Source organism: Microbulbifer flavimaris (genome assembly GCF_001641755.2).
GTDB lineage: Bacteria > Pseudomonadota > Gammaproteobacteria > Pseudomonadales > Cellvibrionaceae > Microbulbifer > Microbulbifer flavimaris.
In genome coordinates this window covers 973,528-993,163 of the sequence record NZ_LRFG02000001.1, presented here as the reverse complement: position 1 = coordinate 993,163, position 19,636 = coordinate 973,528, and the positions used below count along the sequence as shown (strand labels likewise).

The following is a 19,636-nucleotide window of genomic DNA, read 5'->3' as shown; positions in this document are numbered from 1 at the left end:
AGGAGCACTGGTACACCCGGGCGGGCCATTGGCCCGCCTTTTTCATGTCCGCAATAATTGCCCGTCGCAAGCGACTCCCTCAGGAGCCGCCCACCACCCGCAGCAGCTGGCCACAGAACCAGGCTGCATAGGTTCCCAGTGCGTAACCGAACACCGCCAGAAGAACACCTACCGGTGCCAGTGAGGGGTGGAAGGCTGCAGCCACCACCGGCGCGGAGGCCGCGCCACCCACATTGGCCTGGCTGCCCACGGCCATGAAGAAAGTGGGGGCCTTGATCAGTTTGGCAACCAGCAGCATCAGACCGGCGTGAATGCTCATCCAGATGGCGCCCAGCACAAACAGTTCCGGGCTGTCCCGCAGTGCGGTGATGTCCATCTTGGTGCCGATTGTGGCGACCAGGAAGTAGATGAAAACCGAACCGATTTTGGAGGCGCCGGCACCCTCCAGCTTTGAAGCAGGGGAGAATGCCATCGCCACCCCCAGGGTGGTGGCGATGATAATCAGCCAGAAAAACTGGCTGGTGAAGCTGAACCGAGCCAGGTGTGGCGCGTTGGCCTGGAACCACGGCGCCAGTTGATCCGCGAAGGCGTGGGCGATCGCGGTAACGCCGAAGCCGACGGCCGCAATCAGCATCATGTCGGGGAGAGACGGAATGCGGGAATGCTTTTTCTGCAGCGTCTCTACCTTTTCCCGCAGCGTGGTAATGGCGCTGGTGTCTGCCCCGCGGCGTGCGTCCAGCTGCTTGGCATTACCGGCCATGACCAGCAGCACAGCCATCCAGATATTGGCGACGATCACATCCACCGCCACCATGGCAGAGAATACCTGGTCCCCCACGCTGAAGATTTCCTTCATCGCGGTCTGGTTGGCGCCGCCACCAATCCAGCTGCCTGCTACTGTGGTCATCCCGCGCCATACAGCTTCCGGCCCAGTGACGCCGAGAATGCCCGGGTCGATGGTTGCCATGATCAGCAGGGCGATCGGACCGCCGATCACAATACCGAGCGTGCCGGTGAGAAACATCACCAGCGCCTTGGGGCCCAGGTTCGCGATGGCCTTGAGATCAATACTCAAGGTCAGCAGCACCAGGCTTGCGGGCAGCAGATAGCGGGAGGCTACGTAGTAGAGGTTGGACTGCTCTGCATCGATGATACCGAATGTGGTCAGCAGTGAAGGCAGGAAGTAACAGAGCAGCAGTGCCGGGACAAACCGGTAAAACCGTTTCCAGAAGCGGTGTTCGCTACCGGCGGTGTAAAACACAAAGCCCAGGATAGCGGCAAGCATGCCGAGAATAATGGCGTCATTGGTGATCATAGAATGGTCGCACTTCCATTGTTTTTATTATTCCGTGCCCTGAAAGCAGGGCACCAGGGGATTGCGGAGCCCCGTATGGTTACGTGGCTCTCATGCCTGTTATCAGGGGGTGGTCAGGTCCGCCTCGGCTTCCGTGGGTTGCTCCACGGTGCGCACTTCGATCAGGACACCGAAGCTGGGGTGATCGAGGTAGTGCAGTTCGCCACTTTTCATGCGTCGCTCCTGCTGCAGCAGTGCGACACGCGGAACGGTCAGGGGCGCCGCCGGCTCGGACCGCATTGCGGCCACGGAAAGGGGCTGGTCGGCCTGGCCCATGAGATCGATCTGCTCGTCGAATTGCGCGGGCTCGGCCACGGGACGGCGGGGCAGGGCGATGCCATTGTCGGCGACGGGAGCGGCAGCCGGGCCAAACTCGCTGAGCCACAGATTGGTGCTCAGGTGCAGGTAGCGGGCCACACTGATGGTGACAGACCCCTCCAGCTGGTGGTGGTCACCGGCGCGGCTGCCTCCGGTCATCAGGATGGCCGGTGCGTTGCGCTTGTTCTGCAGCACCTGTTGCCAGGCCTTATGGAAAAGGACCTGTTGTCCCCGGCCCCGGCGGAGCGCTGCGACTTTGTTGTCGAGGCGCGTGGCGACCGGCTGCAATACCGGGCTGTCACCATTCATGGTGTTGAAGTCGACCCACTGCCGGGGGTATTCCAGGCGCGGCGACGCCGGCCAGTTCTCGCCACTCTGGGCCATGCCGCTGTCGCGACTGAAGACGATCAGTTCGATCTCAAACGTGGTGCCGGCATAATTTTTCGCCGCAGCGATGCCGGAAGCGGTGGCGAGGGCGAGGCCCGCGAACAGGTGCAGAAATCTTCTCATGGTGATACCGCAGTGATGCTGTTTTTGTCGACGCCGGCCTCGCGGGCCGGTGCAAGGGGGCAGTCTATCATTGCGCCAGCTGCTCCAACACTCCCGACACCTGTGCCAGCCGCTCCTCGGGCCCGGATTCATCCAGGCTGAATGTCAGCTGGTTGGCGCCGGCTAGCTGGTACATGCCAGGCTGATTCTGCACCATCTTGACCAGCGTCAGCGGGTCCACGCTGGTGTTCTCCGAGAACTCGACCCGTCCGCGGGCCGCGGAAGCCTCCAGTTTGCGGATGCCCATGGCGTTGGCCTGCAGCTTGATCTCGGTGGTGCGGAACAGGTGTTTGACCGGCTCGGGCAGCAGGCCGAAGCGGTCGATCATCTCCACCTGTAGCTCCCGCAACTCATTGCGGTCAGCGGCATTGGCAATGCGCTTGTACATGATCAGGCGGCCGTGAACATCCGGCAGGTAGTCCTCGGGGATGAGCGCTGGCACCCTCAGGTTGACGTCCACGGCGGGGGATTCCAGCGGTTCGTCGATATTTGGCGTCTTGCCCTCGCGGATCGCCTTCACGGCGCGATCGAGCATTTCCATATACAGGTTAAAGCCCACACTCTGGATCTGGCCGCTCTGGTCCTCTCCCAGCAGCTCACCGGCGCCCCGGATCTCCAGGTCGTGGGTGGCCAGGGTAAAGCCGGCACCCAGGTCCTGGGCCTCGCTGATGGCCTCCAGGCGCTTGACCGCATCGCTGGTCATGGAGCGCTTGCCGGGGGTCAGCAGGTAGGCGTAGGCCTGGTGGTGGGATCGACCCACCCGGCCGCGCAGCTGGTGCAGCTGGGCGAGCCCGAACTTGTCCGCGCGCTCGATCAGGATGGTGTTGGCGTTCGGCACGTCGATGCCGGTCTCGATGATGGTGGTGCAGATCAGCACGTTGAAGCGCTTGTGATAGAAGTCGCTCATCACCTGCTCGAGCTCCCGCTCGCGCATCTGGCCGTGGCCGATGCCGATGCGGGCTTCCGGTACCAGGGCTTCGAGCTCCCGGGCGATCCGCTCGATGCTTTTGACCTCGTTATGGAGGAAATAGACCTGGCCGCCGCGCAGGATCTCCCGCAGGATCGCCTCCTTGATCAGGGCTTCATCCCGCTGGCGGACAAAAGTCTTCACTGACAGGCGCCGGGCAGGCGGTGTGGCGATCACTGAGAGGTCGCGGATGCCGGACATGGCCATGTTCAGGGTGCGCGGAATCGGCGTGGCCGTCATGGTCAGGATGTCCACCTCGGCGCGCAGGCTCTTGAGGCGCTCCTTCTGGCGCACCCCAAAGCGGTGCTCTTCATCGATGATGAGCAGGCCCAGGTTCTTGAAGTCCAGGTCGCTCTGCAGCAGCTTGTGGGTGCCGACGAGGATGTCGACTTTACCCGCTGCCACGCGTTCTTTGACGCTCTCCACTTCCTTGCCGGAGCGGAAGCGCGAGATGACCTCGACATTCACCGGCCAGTCGGCAAAGCGGTCCTGGAAGGACTGGAAATGCTGCTGCGCCAGCAGTGTCGTGGGCACGAGCATGGCCACCTGCTTGCCCGCGTGCGCAGCGACGAAAGCCGCCCGCATGGCCACTTCGGTTTTGCCGAAGCCCACATCCCCGCACACGAGGCGGTCCATGGGTTTGTCCGACAGCATGTCCGCGACCACCGCCTCAATGGCCTGTTGCTGGTCCGGGGTTTCCTCGAACGGGAAGCCGGCGGCAAATTCCCGGTAAGACAGCCCCGGATTGTCGAAGGCGTGCCCGACACGGGCTTCGCGTCGCGCATAGATATCCAGTAGCTCCGCGGCCGCGTCGCGGACCTTCTCGGCGGCCTTGCGCTTGGCTTTCTGCCACTGTTCGCTGCCCAGCTTGTGCAGTGGGGCCAGCGCCTCGTCGGCGCCGGAATAGCGGCTGATCAGGTGAAGGCTCGCCACCGGCACATACAGTTTCGCCTCATCGTCATACTCGAGGGTCAGGAACTCTGCCGGCTGGCCATCGATATCCAGGCTCTGCAGGCCCCGATAGCGGCCGACACCGTGATCGATGTGGACGACCGGTGAGCCGATACTGAGCTCGGCCAGGTTCTTGACCACGTTCTCGGCGTCGTCTTTGGCTTTCTTGCGCCGGCGCTGCTGCAGCACCCGTTCACCGAACAGCTGCGGCTCGGCAATAACGCTGATATCCGGGGATTCGAGGGCCAGGCCCTGGTCGATGGGGGCAACGGCAATGCCGTGGGAGATATCACCGTCGAGGAATTCCTTCCAGGAGCCGCATGGCGTCGGGTCCAGGCGTATGCCCTTGAGCAGCTCGAGCAGGGCTTCCCGTCGCCCCCCGGATTCAGCGCAGAACAGCACGCGGCCGGAGTGCTCCATCAAATACGCCTCCAGCGCCGCCAGTGGCTGCTCAGACTTGCCGTCCACCGGCAGGTTGGGCGGGGGCAGGGCGTCGAAATTGTGATTTCCCGCGGCCTCATCCAGGACACTGTCGGAAAAAATGGCCCGCGGCATGGCCTTCAGCGCGCTGTTGAATTCCTCCTGCCGCAGCAGAATCTGGGCCGGCTCGAGGATGGGGCGGGTCAGGTCCCCCCGCCGGCTCTCGTAGCGGTTGTTGACCTCGCGCCAGAAGTTCTCAATCGGTTTCTGGATGTCGCCCTGAAGGAAGGCCGCGCTGCCTTCCGGCAGGTAGTCAAACAGGCTGGCGCAGTCGCCGCCGAAAAACAGTGGCAGGTAGTACTCGATACCGGCGGGGGCAATCCCGGCACTGATATCCTGGTAAATGGGTACATTGCCCGGGTCGCATTCGAAGGCCTCATGCCAGTGGGCAAGAAAGGCAGACAGTGCCGCTTTGTGCATCGGGAACTCGCGGGCCGGCAAAAGCTGCACGGTATCGACCCTTTCCACGGTACGCTGTGTTTCCGGGTCAAACGTCCGCAGTGACTCGATCTCGTCGTCAAACAGGTCGATCCGGTAGGGCAGGGCGCTGCCCATGGGGAACAGGTCCATCAGGGAGCCGCGCACGGCGAATTCGCCGTGCTCGTACACAGTATCGACGCAGTGGTAACCGGCCTGCTCCAGGGCGCGTCGCTGGGCGGCCAGGTCGAACGTCTGGCCCTCCTGCAGCAGCAGGGCATTGCCGGAGATGTATTGCTGCGGTGCCAGCCGGTGCATCAGGGTGCTGACCGGGGCGATCACGACCCCCCTGCGCATCCGCGGCAGGCGATAGAGGGTCGCCAGGCGGTCCGAAATGATGTCCTGGTGCGGTGAGAACGTGTCGTAAGGCAGGATTTCCCAATCCGGGAAGTGGATGATCTCCAGCTCTTCATCGCCGCCGTCGGTGGAGTCCCCATCTCGCCATTTTTTGTTAAAAAATTTCAGCTGCACCTCCAAACGGTGCGCTTCCTGGCTGTCCCGGGTTACCAGCAGTACAGGTGCATCCCTGCGCTGGGCGGCGCTGAGGATGGCCAGTGCCGCTGCCGATCCGTGCAGCTGGCCCCAGTATTGGCGATCTGTAGCGGAGCGAAACTCCGGTGGGGAGAGGGGGTTCAGTCGGGTCATCTTTGCCTTGTAAATCCGCGCTTTTCCTCGGGGGAGGGCTGAGGGTGCGCTATTGTACCGGTGAACAGGCGTGGGCGCAGTCCTGCCTGTAGTCCACCGGTGTGAGAAGGCGGATTTTGTGGGGAGCGGGTCTGGCGCGCATCATCCTGATAAGGCAGAACAAATTGGTAGTTTAACTACAATTTTTAGGTGGTTTTTTGCTCGGTTGCGCGGTCTGGGGGGAATACTGATAATGCGCAGCCACGTGGCCCGGGACGCCCGGAATGCCGCGTTTTTCCTGCCTATCCATCATATTGCAGAGGTGTCTGATAGTGACTCAGAAGCGACCCAAGCCCGCGGATTTTTTCAAGGACTGGAAAGAGCGCGAAGCGCTGGCTGAAGCCATGATTCCGATGATCGGCAAGCTCAATCGCGAGCGCAACGTCGGTATTTACATGTACGGCCGCAACCTGGTGAACCGTTCCGTACTGAGCATCATGAAGGCGCACCGCTTCGTGCGGCAGGTGGAGGAAAACGAACTCTCCGAATTTGAGAGCTTCCCGGTGCTGGAAGCCATCAGCAAACTGGATCTGGGCCCCGTACATATCGACCTGGGCACCCTGACCAACAAGTACATGCGCGACGATCGCGGACTGTCCGTCGACGAATTCGTCCAGGCCGAGCTGGCCGATGCGGAGGGTGCCGGCAAGCCGATCCCCAAGGCCCGCGATGTTGTGATCTACGGCTTCGGCCGTATCGGCCGCCTGATCGCCCGCCTGCTGGTCGAGAAAGCCGGCAGTGGCGACGTGTTGCGCCTGCGCGCCATCGTGCTGCGCAAGGGCAAGGCGGACAATGACCTGGTCAAGCGCGCATCCCTGTTGCGTCGCGACTCTGTGCACGGCGCCTTCAACGGCACCATCCGGGTGGATGAGGAGACCAACACCCTGATCTGCAATGGCAATGAGATCAAGGTCATCTACGCCAACTCCCCCCAGGAAGTTGATTACACCGAACACGGCATCAATGACGCCATCATCGTGGACAGCACCGGTGTGTGGCGCGATGAGGCAGGCCTCAGCCAGCACCTTGAAAGCAAGGGCGCTTCAAAGGTGATCCTGACCGCCCCGGGCAAAGGCGATATCAAGAATATCGTTTACGGCATCAATAATGGCGAGATCAAGCCGGAGGACAAGATCCTGTCCGCCGCCTCCTGTACCACCAATGCCATTGTGCCGGTGCTGAAGGCGATGATGGACGGCTTTGGTGTCGAGCACGGCCATGTTGAGACCGTGCACGCCTACACCAACGACCAGAACCTGATCGACAACTACCACAAGGGTGAGCGTCGCGGTCGCGCCGCAGCGCTGAACATGGTGTTGACCGAGACCGGTGCGGCCAAGGCGGTATCCAAGGCGCTGCCGGAGCTGAAGGGCAAGCTGACCGGAAACGCGATCCGGGTCCCGACCCCGAATGTCTCCATGGCGATCCTGAACCTGCGCCTGGGCAAGGAAACCACCAAGGAAGAGGTCAACGAGTACATGCGCGAAGTGGCCCTGCATTCGCCGCTGCGCCAGCAGATCGACTACACCAACTCCCCGGAAGTGGTGTCCAGTGACTTCGTAGGCTCCCGTCGCGCCTGTGTGTACGACTCTATTGCCACCATCGTTGAGGGTGACAATGCGGTCCTCTACTGCTGGTACGACAACGAGTTCGGTTACAGCTGCCAGGTGGTTCGCTGTCTCGAGGACATGGCCGGCGTCAATTACGCGCTGTTCCCGAAAAAGGACTGATCTCCCCCCTGTGGGAACTCCCGGGTCGGCGATCATGCAGGTCGCCGACTGCCCGGTCCCGGCCGTCCCCTGGTCGGGCCCGGGGCCTCCTCCCGGCGTTCCGTCGCCCTCCCAACTTCCTGTTTTTCCAGCGAAAAAATCTCCTCAATCGGTCATTTCGGTCGCTCTCGCTCTGGTAATGCGGGGGGTGCATCTTTATAATGCGCGCGATTTTGTGGGGCCACCGTGCGCCAAAGAAGTGATGCTCCTTCTGCCCGATTCCGGGCCCAGCGGTTTAAGACCTCGCGTGACAGGATTTCCCGGGCGTGCCCGATCCAAGCCGGACAGGAATCTCCTCCTGGGCGGTGGGTGATGGGCCCGCTCGCAGCTTTTCAAACTAGAAACTTAGGCATAGGCGTATGAGAAAGATCCGTCGGGGATTGGATTTACCCATATCCGGCGCGCCCGAGCAGGTCATCCAGGATGGTCCTGCACTCAAGACCGTCGCTGTGCTCGGCCCCGATTATCACGGGATGAAGCCGACTATGGCGGTGGCTGAAGGGGATCGCGTCAAACTCGGACAGCTGCTGTTCACCGATAAGAAGACTGAAGGCGTGCGCTACACTGCGCCCGCCGCCGGTCGTGTCGCGGCTATCAATCGCGGTGCGCGCCGCGCCCTCCAGTCCGTGGTCATCGAGATCGATGGCGATGAGGCTGAAGAGTTCGCCTCCTACGGTGCTGACCAGTTGGCCGGCCTGACCGGTGAGCAGGTTCGCGAGAACCTGATCCAGTCCGGTCTGTGGACTGCGCTGCGCACCCGCCCGTACAGCAAGGTGCCGGCGCTGGATGCAGAGCCAGAGGCCATCTTTATCAATGCCATGGATACCAATCCGCTGGCCGCTGATCCCGCCATCATCATTGCGGAGCAGCGTGAGGCCTTCGAACAGGGTGTTCTGGTGTTGTCCCGCCTGGCTGATACCACCTTCGTTTGCAGCGCGCCCGACGCCGATATCCCGGTGCCCAGCGCTTCCGGTATCAAGCATGAGACGTTCGCCGGTCCGCACCCGGCGGGCCTGTCCGGTACCCACATCCACTACCTGCGTCCGGTGAAGCCGGGTCGTACGGTCTGGACTGTTGGTTACCAGGACGTGATCGCGGTGGGCAAGCTGTTCACCACCGGCCGCCTGTTCACGGATCGCGTAGTTGCGGTAGCTGGCCCCCGGGTCAACAAGCCCCGCCTCCTGCGCACCCGCCTCGGTGCCGACCTGAACACTCTCCTGGATGGCGAAGTCCAGGGTGACGACAACCGCGTGATCTCCGGTTCCGTTTTCGGTGGCCGTACCGCCGAGGGCCCGCTGGCCTTCCTGGGCCGCTACCACAACCAGATCTCAGTACTGGAAGAGGGCCGTGAGCGTCCGTTGCTGCACTACCTGCGTGCCGGTAACAAGCGTTTCTCCATCTTCCCGATTTACCTGTCACGCCTGTTCAAGGGTAAGAAGTTCGCTTTCACCACCAGCACCAATGGCTCCGAGCGCGCCATGGTTCCGGTCGGTACCTACGAGCAGGTAATGCCGCTGGATATTCTGCCGACACAGCTGCTGCGTTCCCTGATTGTTGGGGATACCGCCACTGCCCAGCAACTGGGTGCGATGGAGCTGGATGAAGAAGATCTGGCGCTGTGCACTTTTGTGTGCCCCGGCAAGTACGAGTACGGCCCCATTTTGCGGGACAACCTGACCCGTATTGAGAAGGAGGGTTAAGGATGCTGCGCAAATATCTAGATTCCATCGAGCCGCACTTTCACAAGGGTGGCAAGTACGAGAAGTTTTACGCGCTCTACGAGGCGATCGATACCGGCCTGTTCCAGCCCGCTGATCGCACCAAGACCACGGCACATGTGCGTGACGGCATCGACCTGAAGCGCATCATGATCACGGTCTGGGCCTGCGCCATGCTGGCGGCGTTCTACGGTATGTGGAACATCGGTTTCCAGTCCAACCAGATCATTGCCGATATGGGCACCACCGAGTTTGACGGCTGGCGTCACGCCATCATTGGCGCGCTGACCAGCTACAACCCGGCCAGCCTGTGGGACAACTTCGTCTACGGTGCCATGTACTTCCTGCCGATCTATATCGTCACCTTTATTGTGGGCGGTATCTGGGAAGTCATGTTTGCTGCCATCCGCGGACACGAGGTGAACGAGGGCTTCTTCGTGACCTCGATCCTGTTCGCCCTGAGCTGTCCGCCGGACCTGCCCCTGTGGCTGGTAGCGATCGGCATCAGCTTCGGTGTGGTGATCGGTAAGGAAGTGTTCGGTGGTACCGGCAAGAACTTCCTGAACCCGGCTCTGAGTGGTCGCGCCTTCCTGTATTTCGCCTATCCGGCGTACATGTCCGGTGACTCCGTATGGACTGCTGTCGACGGCTACTCCGGCGCTACCGCGTTGTCCGCCCTGGCGAGCGAAGGTGTGCAGAACGGTATGGTCAATGCGGCCTCCGGCCAGCTGACCTGGCTCGATGCCTTCCTGGGCAACATGCACGGGTCCATCGGTGAGCCTTCCACCCTGGTGATCCTGATCGCCGGTGCCATCCTGATGTTCATGAAGATCGCCAACTGGCGCATCGTTGCCGGCACGCTGCTGGGCATGATGGCCACAGCGACCCTGTTCAACTTCGTTGGTTCTGACACCAACCCGATGTTCGGTGTGCCCTGGTACTGGCACCTGGTTGTTGGCGGCTTTGCTTTCGGTCTGATCTATATGACCACCGAGCCGGTCTCCGGCGCCATGACCCAGGCCAGCCGCTGGTACTACGGCATCTTGATTGGTGTGATGACCGTCTTGATCCGCGTCGTGAACCCGGCCTTCCCGGAAGGCATCATGCTGGCGATCCTGTTCGCCAACCTGTTCGCACCGCTGCTCGACCACTTTGTGGTGCAGTCTCATATCAAACGGAGGGTGGCACGTGGCTAATAAAGATTCCGTCAAAGGAACACTGCTGGTTGCACTGGTACTGTGTATCGTGTGTTCCGTATTCGTCTCCACGGCTGCGGTACTCCTGAAGCCGATGCAGGAATCCAACGCCGAGCTGGACATGAAGCGCAATGTGCTCATGGCCGGCGGTCTGCTGGACCCTGACAACACCGGCCGCCGTGCGGTGGAAGAGGCGTTCGAAAACGTTTCCGTCCGGTACGTTGACCTGAGCACCGGCACCTTCACCGATGAGGCGCCGGCAGGCGGTACCGGTCGCGCAGCGGCCAAGATCCCTTCCGCCAGTGAAAAGCTGACTCCGGAACAGGACATCGCCAAGATCATCCGTCGCGAGAACGTGAAGGAGGTCTATATGGTCGAGCGTGATGGCCAGCTGGAGAAGATCATCCTACCCGTGCGTGGTTATGGCCTCTGGGGCCAGCTGTATGGCTTCCTCGCCCTGCAGGAAGATCTGGAGACCATTGCCGGCCTTGGCTTCTACGAGCACAAGGAAACGCCCGGACTCGGTGGTGAGGTCGACAACCCCAACTGGAAAGCGCAGTGGGTTGGTAAAGAGGCCTACGACGAAGAAGGTGATGTCGCGATCAGCGTGATCAAGGGCAGCGTGGACTCCAATAGCCCGAAAGCTAAGTACCAGGTGGATGGCCTGTCCGGTGCGACGCTGACCAGCAAGGGTGTCGACAACCTGGTGGAGTTCTGGCTCGGCAGCGAGGGCTTCGGCCCCTTCCTGAAAAACCTTAAAGCAGGGGAGGCGTAAGCATGAAAGTTAAAGATACTCTGCTGGAACCGATTTTTAACAACAACCCCATTGCGTTGCAGATTCTCGGTATCTGTTCCGCACTGGCGGTAACCAGCTCCCTGCAGGTGACATTGGTAATGTGTGTGGCACTGACCGTCGTGGTCTGCTGCTCCAACGTGCTGGTCTCACTGATCCGTACCCAGATTCCCAACAGCATCCGGATCATCGTGCAGATGACCGTGATCGCCTCGCTGGTAATCCTGGTGGACCAGGTGATCAAGGCCCTGGCCTATGACATCTCCAAGCAGCTGTCAGTATTCGTCGGCCTGATCATCACCAACTGTATCGTGATGGGCCGTGCGGAAGCCTTTGCCATGAAGAACGGCCCTGTGCCCAGCTTCTTCGACGGTCTCGGTAACGGTCTCGGCTACAGCGTGATCCTGATTGGCCTGGCGTTTATCCGCGAGCTGTTCGGTGCTGGCAAGCTGTTCGGTGTTGAGATTCTCAAGACCGTTAACAACGGTGGCTGGTACGAGCCCAACGGCATGCTGCTGCTGCCGCCGAGCGCCTTCTTCCTGATCGGCCTGTTTATCTGGGCGATCCGTGCCTGGAAGCCTGCCCAGGTGGAAGAGGACGAGTTCAAGATTGCGCACAACACCAAAGCGCAGGAGGCCTAAGTCGTGGAACATTATATTTCTCTGATTATCCGCGCAGTGTTCGTCGAGAACATGGCGCTGGCCTTCTTCCTCGGCATGTGTACCTTCCTGGCGGTTTCCAAGAAGGTGGATGCTGCAATTGGTCTGGGTGTGGCAGTTATCTTCGTACTGACCCTCACCGTGCCGGTTAACAACCTGATCTACACCTACCTGCTGAAGGACGGTGCGCTGGCGTGGGCGGGTTATCCGGATGTAGACCTGAGCTTCCTCGGCCTGCTGTCTTACATTGGTGTAATCGCCGCACTGGTACAGATCCTGGAAATGTTCCTGGATAAATATGTACCGGCGCTCTACAACGCGCTGGGTGTGTTCCTGCCGCTGATTACCGTGAACTGCGCCATCCTGGGTGCGTCCCTGTTCATGGTGGAGCGGGAATATAACTTCGGTGAGAGTGTGGCTTATGGTTTCGGTGCCGGCGTTGGCTGGGCCCTGGCCATTGCCGCCCTGGCCGGTATCCGCGAAAAACTCAAGTACAGTGATGTGCCGGACGGCCTGAAAGGCCTGGGTATCACCTTTATCACCGTAGGTCTGATGTCGCTCGGCTTCATGTCCTTCGGCGGTATCGATATCTAAGCGGAGGAGCGCAATAGCATGAATTTGGAAATTATTCTCGGCGTTGCGATGTTCACCATCATCGTTCTGGCGCTGGTGGCGGTTATTCTCGTTGCCCGCTCCCGCCTGGTGAACACCGGTAACGTCAATATCCTGGTTAACGGTGAGAAGACTCTCACCGTACCCGCCGGCGGCAAGCTGCTGCAGACCCTGGCGGCCAACAACCTGTTCCTGGCATCCGCCTGTGGTGGCGGCGGCAGCTGCGCCCAGTGCACCTGTAAAGTGATTGCCGGTGGTGGCGATATGCTGCCGACCGAGGCGGCTCACTTTACCCCGCGTGAGGCGAAAGAGGGCAAGCGCCTTTCCTGCCAGGTGGCTGTTAAGCAGGATATGGAAATCGAAGTGCCCGAAGAGGTGTTCGGTGTGAAGCAGTGGGAGTGCACTGTGGAATCCAACCCGAACGTGGCCACTTTCATTAAGGAACTGACCCTGAAGCTGCCGGAGGGCGAAAACGTCGACTTCCGCGCAGGTGGTTACGTTCAGCTGGAGGCACCGCCCCACCATGTGAAATTCTCCGATTTTGACATCGAAGAAGAGTACCGCGGTGACTGGGAGCATTTCGGCTTCTTCAACCTGGAGTCCAAGGTGGACGAGCCGGTGGTGCGTGCCTACTCCATGGCCAACTACCCGGAAGAGAAAGGTGTTGTGAAGTTCAACATCCGTATCGCCACTCCGCCGCCGCGCACCGAAGGTGTGCCGCCCGGTCAGATGTCTTCCTACGTGTTCAACCTGAAGCCCGGTGACACCATCCGTGTATACGGTCCCTTCGGTGAGTTCTTCGCCAAGGATACCGATAACGAAATGGTCTTTATCGGCGGTGGTGCCGGTATGGCGCCGATGCGCTCGCACATCTTCGACCAGCTCAAGCGCCTGCACTCCAGTCGCAAGATCAGCTTCTGGTACGGCGCGCGTTCTCTGCGGGAGATGTTCTACGAGGACGACTACAACGGTCTGCAGGAAGAGTTCGACAACTTCCAGTGGCACGTTGCCCTGTCTGACCCGCAACCGGAAGACAACTGGACCGGTTATACCGGCTTCATTCACAACGTGGTGTACGAGAATTACCTCAAGGACCATCCGGCCCCGGAGGACTGCGAGTACTACATGTGCGGACCGCCCATGATGAACGCAGCCGTGATCAACATGCTGAAGGACCTGGGTGTCGAGGATGAAAACATCATGCTTGATGACTTCGGTGGCTGATTGCAGTGATTAGCCTGCTCGAATTCCAACGAGTGCCGACAACAACAAAAACAGGGCCCGTCTTCAGGGCCCTGTTTTTGCTTTTCGGGGTACTGTTTTTCGCGGTCGGATGCGCGCCCCGTGACGAGGTGTGGCAGCTGAGCGGACCCACCATGGGGACGCGCTACAACATCACCGTAGTCAATCCGCCCGCTTCGATTGACAGAGAAGAGCTCCAGCAAGTGATCGACGGGGAGCTCGTTGCCGTGAACAACGAGATGTCCACGTACATCCCCAACTCCGAGCTGATGCGCTTCAACCGCGGTCCCGTGGGTGAGGGGGTGGCGATCAGCCGCCATCTCGCGGATATCGTGGCGTTGTCCCTGGATATCAACCAGCGCAGTGCCGGGGCCTTTGATATCACCGTGGGCCCACTGGTTAACCTGTGGGGGTTTGGGCCGCAGCCCGAGCCGGAGACTGCCCCCAGCGATGAAGAGATTGCGGCGTTGCTGGCACTGCTGGGCTCGGATGCATTGCACCTCGAGCGCAACCCGGACCGACTGACACGCAAACGGGCAGTCGAGCTGGACCTCTCCGCAATTGCCAAGGGGCACGGTGTAGACCGCGTTGCCGAGGTATTGGAACGCCGGGGAGTGGAAAATTATCTGGTTGAAATCGGTGGTGAGCTGCGGACACTCGGCCGCAACCCCAAGGGCCACAACTGGCGCATCGGCATTGAAAAGCCGGTGTTAGCGGGAAGTGTGGTTCAGGTACCGGTTGAAATCAGTGGTCGCGCCATGGCCACCAGTGGTGACTATCGCAATTACTACGAGCGCGACGGTGTTCGCTACGCCCACAGCATAGACCCGCGTGATGGACGCCCACTGCAGCATCGTCTGGCATCGGTGACCGTCATTGCCGACAGCTGTGCGGAAGCGGACGGGCTTGCCACGGCCATCAATGTGATGGGCGCCGAGGCCGGGTTACAATTGGCGGAGCGGGAGGGGCTCGCTGTTTATATGCTGGTTAAATCGGACAAGGGCTTTGAGCCGTTGGCCAGCAGTGCCTTCCAACCGTATCTTGAGAGGTCAGAAAAGTGACAGTTTATATCTTTGCATTTGTTGCCGTAGCGCTGGTCATCGCCGGTATGGCAGTTGGAGCCATCTTTCAGAACAAGCCCCTCAAGGGTTCCTGTGGTGGCCTCAATACCCTCGGGCTGAAGGAAAACTGTGAAATCTGTGGTGGTGACGATGATGAGTGCCGCAAGGAGCAGGAACGCCAGGAGCGCCTCGCCGAGGCTCCCGATCTCGCCTACGACGCTACCAAGCGTCAGTAAGTGACCTAACGACAAAAATTGAGAATTATCAGAGCTGGTAGATGGCAGAACAGAAATTTGACCTCGTAGTGATCGGATCCGGCCCCGCCGGCGAAGCGGCGGCCATGAGCGCCGCCAAGAAGGGCATGCGTGCGGCGGTGATCGAGAAGCGTCCGGCGGTGGGTGGTAACTGCACCCACAAGGGCACCATCCCGTCCAAGGCCCTGCGTCACTCGGTCAAGCAGCTGATGCGCTATAACACCCAGCCGGTATTCCGGGCCCTGGGTGAGCCGTGCCGGTTGTCCTTCCCGCAGGTAATGAAGTCGGTGCATAAGGTCATCAATTACCAGGTGGAGATGCATACCAGTTTCTACGCGCGCAATCGTGTCGAGCTGATTATCGGCGAAGCCCGTTTCCGCGATGCCAATACCGTAGAAGTGCAGCTTCAGGACGGCGCGGTGGAAGTGATCACGGCGGAGAAGTTTGTCGTGGCCACCGGTTCCCGGCCCTACCGCCCCGGTGATGTCGACTTTGATCATCCCCGGGTCTACGACAGCGACACCATCCTGGAAATGCAGCACACCCCGCACTCCATGATGATCTACGGCGCCGGTGTGATCGGTTGCGAATACGCCTCCATGTTTGCCGCACTGGGTATCAAGGTCGACCTGATCAATACCCGTGGCAGCCTGCTGGAGTTCCTCGACGATGAGATCTCCGACGCGCTCTCTTACCACCTGCGTGATATGGGCGTGACTGTCCGCCACCAGGAGGAATACGCCAAAGTGGTGCCCACGGAAAATGGCGTAATCATGGAGATGCAGTCCGGAAAGCGTATCCACGCGGATTCACTGCTGTGGTGTAACGGCCGCTCCGGTAATACGGGCTCCCTGGGCCTGGACAATGTAGGCCTGGAAGCCAACCATCGCGGCCAGCTGACCGTCGACGAGCACTATTGCACCGGGGTGGACAGCATCTATGCGGTGGGGGATGTGATCGGCTGGCCGAGTCTGGCCAGTGCCTCCTATGACCAGGGCAGGGCGGTAGCCGCCGCCATCGCCGGTCGCGGCCACAGGGTGATTGAGGATGCACCGACCGGGATTTACACCCTGCCGGAAATCTCGTCAGTGGGCCAGACCGAGTCCGAGCTGACGGCGGCCAAAGTGCCTTATGAAGTGGGGCGCGCCCTGTTCAAGCACACCGCACGTGCGCAGATTTCCGGTGAACGGGTGGGAATGCTGAAGATCCTGTTCCATATCGAGACCCACGAGATCCTGGGTATCCACTGTTTCGGCGCCGAGGCGGCGGAGATCGTGCACATTGGCCAGGCGATCATGAAGCAGCCGGCACCCAATAATGTGATCGACTTTTTCGTCAACACCACTTTCAACTATCCGACCATGGCCGAGGCCTATCGCAGCGCAGCGCTGGATGGACTCAACCGGGTAATGCGCCTGTGACGGAACCTTCGCCGTCAGAGTTTCGCGAGCTGGTGCGGGGGTTCTTTGAACAGATCCCGTTCAACCGCCAGATCGGCCTCGAGATGCGGGAGCTGGATCTTGAGCAGCTCAAGATTTCGGCTTCCTTCGAGCTGCGCCCGGAGTTGATTGGCAACATCTGGAAGAACATCCTCCACGGCGGAGTCATCGCTACCGCGCTGGATACCGTCGGTGGGCTGACCGCGATGGTTGCCGCCTACCAACGCCTTGGTGACATCCACTGGAGGGAAAAAGCCGATCGGCTGTCAAAGCTCGGCACGGTGGATATGCGGGTGGACTATCTGAAGCCGGGCAGGGGGGAGCACTTCCTGTGCCATGGCTCCATCCTGCGCACCGGCAACAAGCTGGTGGTGGCGAGGATGGAGCTGGTCAACGATTCCGATGAAATGATCGCGACAGGAACCGCCACTTACCTCTACTGAGTTGAAGTGGCGCTTTCCCGCTGGACGCGGCGGTTGTTGGCGAAAAACCACTCGGTGATCCACGCCGGGTAGTTCACGTGCTCCCCATCTACGAAGAAACCCTCGACTCCGTCACCCGCCGGCCAGGCATGCCCCATGCCCTGCACCTGCATGGTTGAAATGCGCGGGCCCTTGGCGTCACACCATTGCGCCACTTTCGCTTTTTCGGGGTTTGCCGGAGGCCGGCCGTTGCACTCATCAATCTCGGCAAAGTCCCCGTAAACGGCGCGTGCGATCTTGGCGCTGCGCTCGGTGTGGGCGGGAACGACGATACCATCTTCCGAGCCATGTACCGCGTTCCACAGCTGTGTGCTGAGTAGCCCTGACAACGCCTCCCCTTCAAGCTGGCCTGCATAGTTCAGGCAGTGCTGTTTGCCCTGCTCGACAGTGACAGAGGGGGAGCCCAGGTCTGCTTTGTCGCCCTTAGATCCCGGTGTGGGAGCAGCGCTCACGCCCACGCCGGCAAAGATTTCTGGAGCCATGCACCACAGCTGATTGGCAATGCCGCCCCCGGAGGAGAGACCGGTAAGGTAAACCTGCGCCGGGTCGATATTCAGGGATTCGTCAGCGAGAAGCTCTTCCACCAGGGCGATCAGGTACGCCTGGTCGCTCTCCGCACGGGTGGCCCGGGGACCATCATGGAAGTTCCAGCAGCCGAGAAAACCGAAGGAGCCCTCGCCGGAGGCCTGTGGTGCCGCTACCACCATGCCGTATTCATCAGCCACGGCTTCCCAATTGCCGGATTCGCGAATGGTGTCATTGCGCTGCACGCAGCCGTGCAGGCTGATCATCAGCGCCCTGCCAGATCCGATGCGCGGGGCGGTGGTGGGGACATAGAGAAAAGTATCGAGTTCCCCCGCATACTCGCGCTCCTCAGTCCATGAGCCGGCAAGGGCGTCGGACGATGCCAGGGCGAACAAGGCGATGAGTGGGGTAATAACTTTTGTATAGAACTTGGTCATTATTTTTACTCTTGACGGCAGATTGACCGGAGGAGATGACAAGGTTGGGGTAAATCTACCAGAGGCGGCGCCCCTGTGGCACTCCACCCTTGGTCTGACCGTCGTCGGTATTCAGGCACGCAGCGGTCCCTTGGCCACCGGGTGCCTGAACCGATCTAGAACTTATGGGCAGCTGCCCTTTTCAAAGTATCCCGGGGACGTTTCTGCCAGGGTGTTATAGGTATAAATGTTCCACAGACCCAGATAATCGCCGGAGCCTTTGGCATAGGTTATCCCGAAGAGCACGTAAGCTCGACCCTTGACGGAGTGGCTGTAGTTGTCATCGTAATACTCGGTGCAACTACCGGCGGGCGGCGCCGCCTCGACGGTGACGGTGCGCGTCTTCGAGTCAGTGGTCGCGTCGGAGAAGGTTACCGAGTAGTCGATACTGTAGTTGCCCGCGACGCAGCTATCGAAATCGGCACCGCTGACAATCACCTGGTCGGTGATATCGCCGTTAACGGCATCGGTGGCGGTATATCCCGGTTCCACGTAGGGATCGCACTCGTAAAGCGTGATCTCAGTCGGCAGCTCCAGTACCAGGCTGTTTTCTCCGGCAGGAGGTGGCGGTGGGTTACCTCCACCAACCCGGCGATTGTTGGCGAAGAACCATTGCGTGATCCATGCCGGATAGTCGATGTAATCGCCATCGATGTAGTAACCGTCATTCCCTCCGGACGGCCAGGCGTGGCCCATACCGTTGACCATAATCTTGGACACTCGGGGGCCAGTGCTGTCACACCAGACAGTCAGGTCTGAATCGCCGGCAGCGCCGGGAATAACACCGGAATCACACTGGCTGATGGTGTCGTAGTCATCGTAAACCGCTACGGCAATATCCGCATTGCGGTGCGCATGCGCCGGTGCTACCGAGCCGTCGGTGGTGCCGTGGACAGTATTCCAGAGCTGGGTTTTCAGATAGTCGGTGCCCAGTCCATCTGGCACCTGGGTGGCGTAATTCTCACAATTGTTTTCGCCCTGGCTGACGGAAATGGACGGGTTGTTGAGATCTAGACTATTGCCGTTGGAGCCAGGTGCGGGGCCTGCGTTGACTCCGACTCCGGCAAAGACATCCGAGGCGAGGCACCACATCTGGTTGGTGATTCCGGCTCCGGAGGAGAGGCCTGTCAGGTACACCTGGGCTGGATCGATATTCAGGCTGCTATCCGCAATCAACGCATTCACCAGGTCGATCAGGTACTTCTGATCACTGGAGTTGCGATTGGCGTTGTTGCCTGTATGGAAATTCCAGCATCCGGAATAGCCATAAGTGCCTTCACCGGAAGCCTGCGGTACGGCGACCACCATGCCGTACTGGTCGGCAGCCGCCTCCCAGTTGCCATCATTCTTGATGTCATCATTTTTCTGCACGCAACCGTGCAGGCTGACCATCAGGGCGCGTTTCCCGTTCAGGGCCGGGTCGGTGGTGGGTGTGTATACGAAGGTCCGTAACTTGCCACCGACAACCTGTTCAGTGGACCAGGAGCCGGCAGAAGCCTGCACGCTGAGAATAAACAGGGCGGACGCGCTGAGCGTCGCCACGAGCCATTGTTTCAAGTTCATCGCTTGTTCTCCCTCTGAGGGGTGATTATTGTTATGTATACAACTTTGAACTTCTTACATAACGCCT

General features: G+C 60.3%; 16 protein-coding genes. 11 read left to right on the top strand and 5 right to left on the bottom strand.

All coding sequences use genetic code 11. The annotated features are described in order from the left end of the window. Nucleotides 1-79 precede the first annotated feature (79 nt). The 3 genes from AWR36_RS04385 to mfd form a co-directional block, all read right to left on the bottom strand. Nucleotides 80-1,315 (bottom strand): DUF819 family protein, encoded by a 1,236-nt coding sequence (locus AWR36_RS04385; protein WP_067081467.1) that lies wholly within the window; start codon nucleotides 1,313-1,315, stop codon nucleotides 80-82. A 102-nt stretch (nucleotides 1,316-1,417) separates the two neighbouring features. After that, the gene (locus tag AWR36_RS04380) at nucleotides 1,418-2,182 is read right to left on the bottom strand and encodes a CsiV family protein (RefSeq protein ID WP_067081464.1); all 765 of its coding nucleotides are present in this window, start codon (nucleotides 2,180-2,182) and stop codon (nucleotides 1,418-1,420) included. Between the two features lie 67 nt (nucleotides 2,183-2,249). After that, a complete protein-coding gene (gene mfd, locus AWR36_RS04375; RefSeq protein WP_082679374.1) occupies nucleotides 2,250-5,741 on the bottom strand; it encodes a transcription-repair coupling factor in 3,492 nt (1,163 codons plus the stop codon). Between the two features lie 308 nt (nucleotides 5,742-6,049). On the opposite strand from mfd, the gene AWR36_RS04370 reads away from it, so the two are divergent. The 11 genes from AWR36_RS04370 to AWR36_RS04320 all read left to right on the top strand — a co-directional run bounded on the left by AWR36_RS04370 (nucleotide 6,050) and on the right by AWR36_RS04320 (nucleotide 16,966). Next, a complete protein-coding gene (locus AWR36_RS04370) occupies nucleotides 6,050-7,510 on the top strand; it encodes a glyceraldehyde-3-phosphate dehydrogenase (RefSeq protein ID WP_369814730.1) in 1,461 nt (486 codons plus the stop codon). A 398-nt stretch (nucleotides 7,511-7,908) separates the two neighbouring features. Then, nucleotides 7,909-9,249, top strand: coding sequence for a Na(+)-translocating NADH-quinone reductase subunit A (locus AWR36_RS04365; RefSeq protein ID WP_067081452.1), 1,341 nt, complete (start codon nucleotides 7,909-7,911; stop codon nucleotides 9,247-9,249). Between the two features lie 2 nt (nucleotides 9,250-9,251). After that, nucleotides 9,252-10,463 (top strand): NADH:ubiquinone reductase (Na(+)-transporting) subunit B, encoded by a 1,212-nt coding sequence (locus tag AWR36_RS04360; RefSeq protein ID WP_067081449.1) that lies wholly within the window; start codon nucleotides 9,252-9,254, stop codon nucleotides 10,461-10,463. Next, the gene (locus AWR36_RS04355) at nucleotides 10,456-11,238 is read left to right on the top strand and encodes a Na(+)-translocating NADH-quinone reductase subunit C (RefSeq protein WP_067081447.1); all 783 of its coding nucleotides are present in this window, start codon (nucleotides 10,456-10,458) and stop codon (nucleotides 11,236-11,238) included. Before AWR36_RS04360 ends, AWR36_RS04355 begins: the two co-directional genes overlap by 8 nt. Before the next feature lie 2 nt (nucleotides 11,239-11,240). Beyond that, entirely contained in the window at nucleotides 11,241-11,897 is a 657-nt protein-coding gene (locus AWR36_RS04350) for an NADH:ubiquinone reductase (Na(+)-transporting) subunit D (RefSeq protein ID WP_067081444.1), read from the top strand. Between the two features lie 3 nt (nucleotides 11,898-11,900). Beyond that, nucleotides 11,901-12,509, top strand: coding sequence for an NADH:ubiquinone reductase (Na(+)-transporting) subunit E (gene nqrE, locus AWR36_RS04345; RefSeq protein ID WP_067081443.1), 609 nt, complete (start codon nucleotides 11,901-11,903; stop codon nucleotides 12,507-12,509). A gap of 18 nt (nucleotides 12,510-12,527) precedes the next feature. Then, on the top strand, nucleotides 12,528-13,751 hold the full coding sequence (gene nqrF / locus AWR36_RS04340; RefSeq protein ID WP_067081442.1) for an NADH:ubiquinone reductase (Na(+)-transporting) subunit F: 1,224 nt from the start codon (nucleotides 12,528-12,530) through the stop codon (nucleotides 13,749-13,751). Between the two features lie 152 nt (nucleotides 13,752-13,903). Beyond that, nucleotides 13,904-14,830, top strand: a complete 927-nt coding sequence (locus AWR36_RS04335; RefSeq protein ID WP_231745240.1) for an FAD:protein FMN transferase — start codon at nucleotides 13,904-13,906, stop codon at nucleotides 14,828-14,830. After that, the gene (nqrM, locus tag AWR36_RS04330) at nucleotides 14,827-15,066 is read left to right on the top strand and encodes a (Na+)-NQR maturation NqrM (protein WP_067081440.1); all 240 of its coding nucleotides are present in this window, start codon (nucleotides 14,827-14,829) and stop codon (nucleotides 15,064-15,066) included. The genes AWR36_RS04335 and nqrM overlap by 4 nt, the downstream gene beginning before the upstream one ends. A gap of 41 nt (nucleotides 15,067-15,107) precedes the next feature. Further along, nucleotides 15,108-16,505 carry a Si-specific NAD(P)(+) transhydrogenase gene (sthA, locus tag AWR36_RS04325; protein WP_067081438.1) on the top strand — a complete coding sequence of 466 codons (1,398 nt, stop codon included), beginning with the start codon at nucleotides 15,108-15,110 and terminating at the stop codon, nucleotides 16,503-16,505. Continuing rightward, nucleotides 16,502-16,966, top strand: coding sequence for a thioesterase family protein (locus AWR36_RS04320; protein ID WP_067081436.1), 465 nt, complete (start codon nucleotides 16,502-16,504; stop codon nucleotides 16,964-16,966). Before sthA ends, AWR36_RS04320 begins: the two co-directional genes overlap by 4 nt. Here AWR36_RS04320 and AWR36_RS04315 read toward each other — a convergent pair. Both AWR36_RS04315 and AWR36_RS04310 read right to left on the bottom strand, forming a co-directional pair. Beyond that, nucleotides 16,960-17,967, bottom strand: coding sequence for an extracellular catalytic domain type 1 short-chain-length polyhydroxyalkanoate depolymerase (locus tag AWR36_RS04315; RefSeq protein WP_067081433.1), 1,008 nt, complete (start codon nucleotides 17,965-17,967; stop codon nucleotides 16,960-16,962). The two genes, AWR36_RS04320 and AWR36_RS04315, sit on opposite strands and share 7 nt — an antisense overlap. A gap of 162 nt (nucleotides 17,968-18,129) precedes the next feature. Further along, nucleotides 18,130-19,569: an extracellular catalytic domain type 1 short-chain-length polyhydroxyalkanoate depolymerase gene (locus AWR36_RS04310; RefSeq protein ID WP_067081430.1), complete on the bottom strand. Its 1,440-nt coding sequence runs from the start codon at nucleotides 19,567-19,569 to the stop codon at nucleotides 18,130-18,132. Nucleotides 19,570-19,636: the final 67 nt, after the last annotated feature.

Bases quoted from the DNA above. Each gene is read 5' to 3' on its own strand.
- AWR36_RS04385 (WP_067081467.1), bottom strand. From the start codon at position 1,315: ATGATCACCAATGACGCCATTATTCTCGGCATGCTTGCCGCTATCCTG.
- AWR36_RS04380 (WP_067081464.1), bottom strand. From the start codon at position 2,182: ATGAGAAGATTTCTGCACCTGTTCGCGGGCCTCGCCCTCGCCACCGCT.
- mfd (WP_082679374.1), bottom strand. From the start codon at position 5,741: ATGACCCGACTGAACCCCCTCTCCCCACCGGAGTTTCGCTCCGCTACA.
- AWR36_RS04365 (WP_067081452.1), top strand. From the start codon at position 7,909: ATGAGAAAGATCCGTCGGGGATTGGATTTACCCATATCCGGCGCGCCC.
- AWR36_RS04360 (WP_067081449.1), top strand. From the start codon at position 9,252: ATGCTGCGCAAATATCTAGATTCCATCGAGCCGCACTTTCACAAGGGT.
- AWR36_RS04350 (WP_067081444.1), top strand. From the start codon at position 11,241: ATGAAAGTTAAAGATACTCTGCTGGAACCGATTTTTAACAACAACCCC.
- nqrF (WP_067081442.1), top strand. From the start codon at position 12,528: ATGAATTTGGAAATTATTCTCGGCGTTGCGATGTTCACCATCATCGTT.
- AWR36_RS04335 (WP_231745240.1), top strand. From the start codon at position 13,904: ATGGGGACGCGCTACAACATCACCGTAGTCAATCCGCCCGCTTCGATT.
- sthA (WP_067081438.1), top strand. From the start codon at position 15,108: ATGGCAGAACAGAAATTTGACCTCGTAGTGATCGGATCCGGCCCCGCC.
- AWR36_RS04315 (WP_067081433.1), bottom strand. From the start codon at position 17,967: ATGACCAAGTTCTATACAAAAGTTATTACCCCACTCATCGCCTTGTTC.
- AWR36_RS04310 (WP_067081430.1), bottom strand. From the start codon at position 19,569: ATGAACTTGAAACAATGGCTCGTGGCGACGCTCAGCGCGTCCGCCCTG.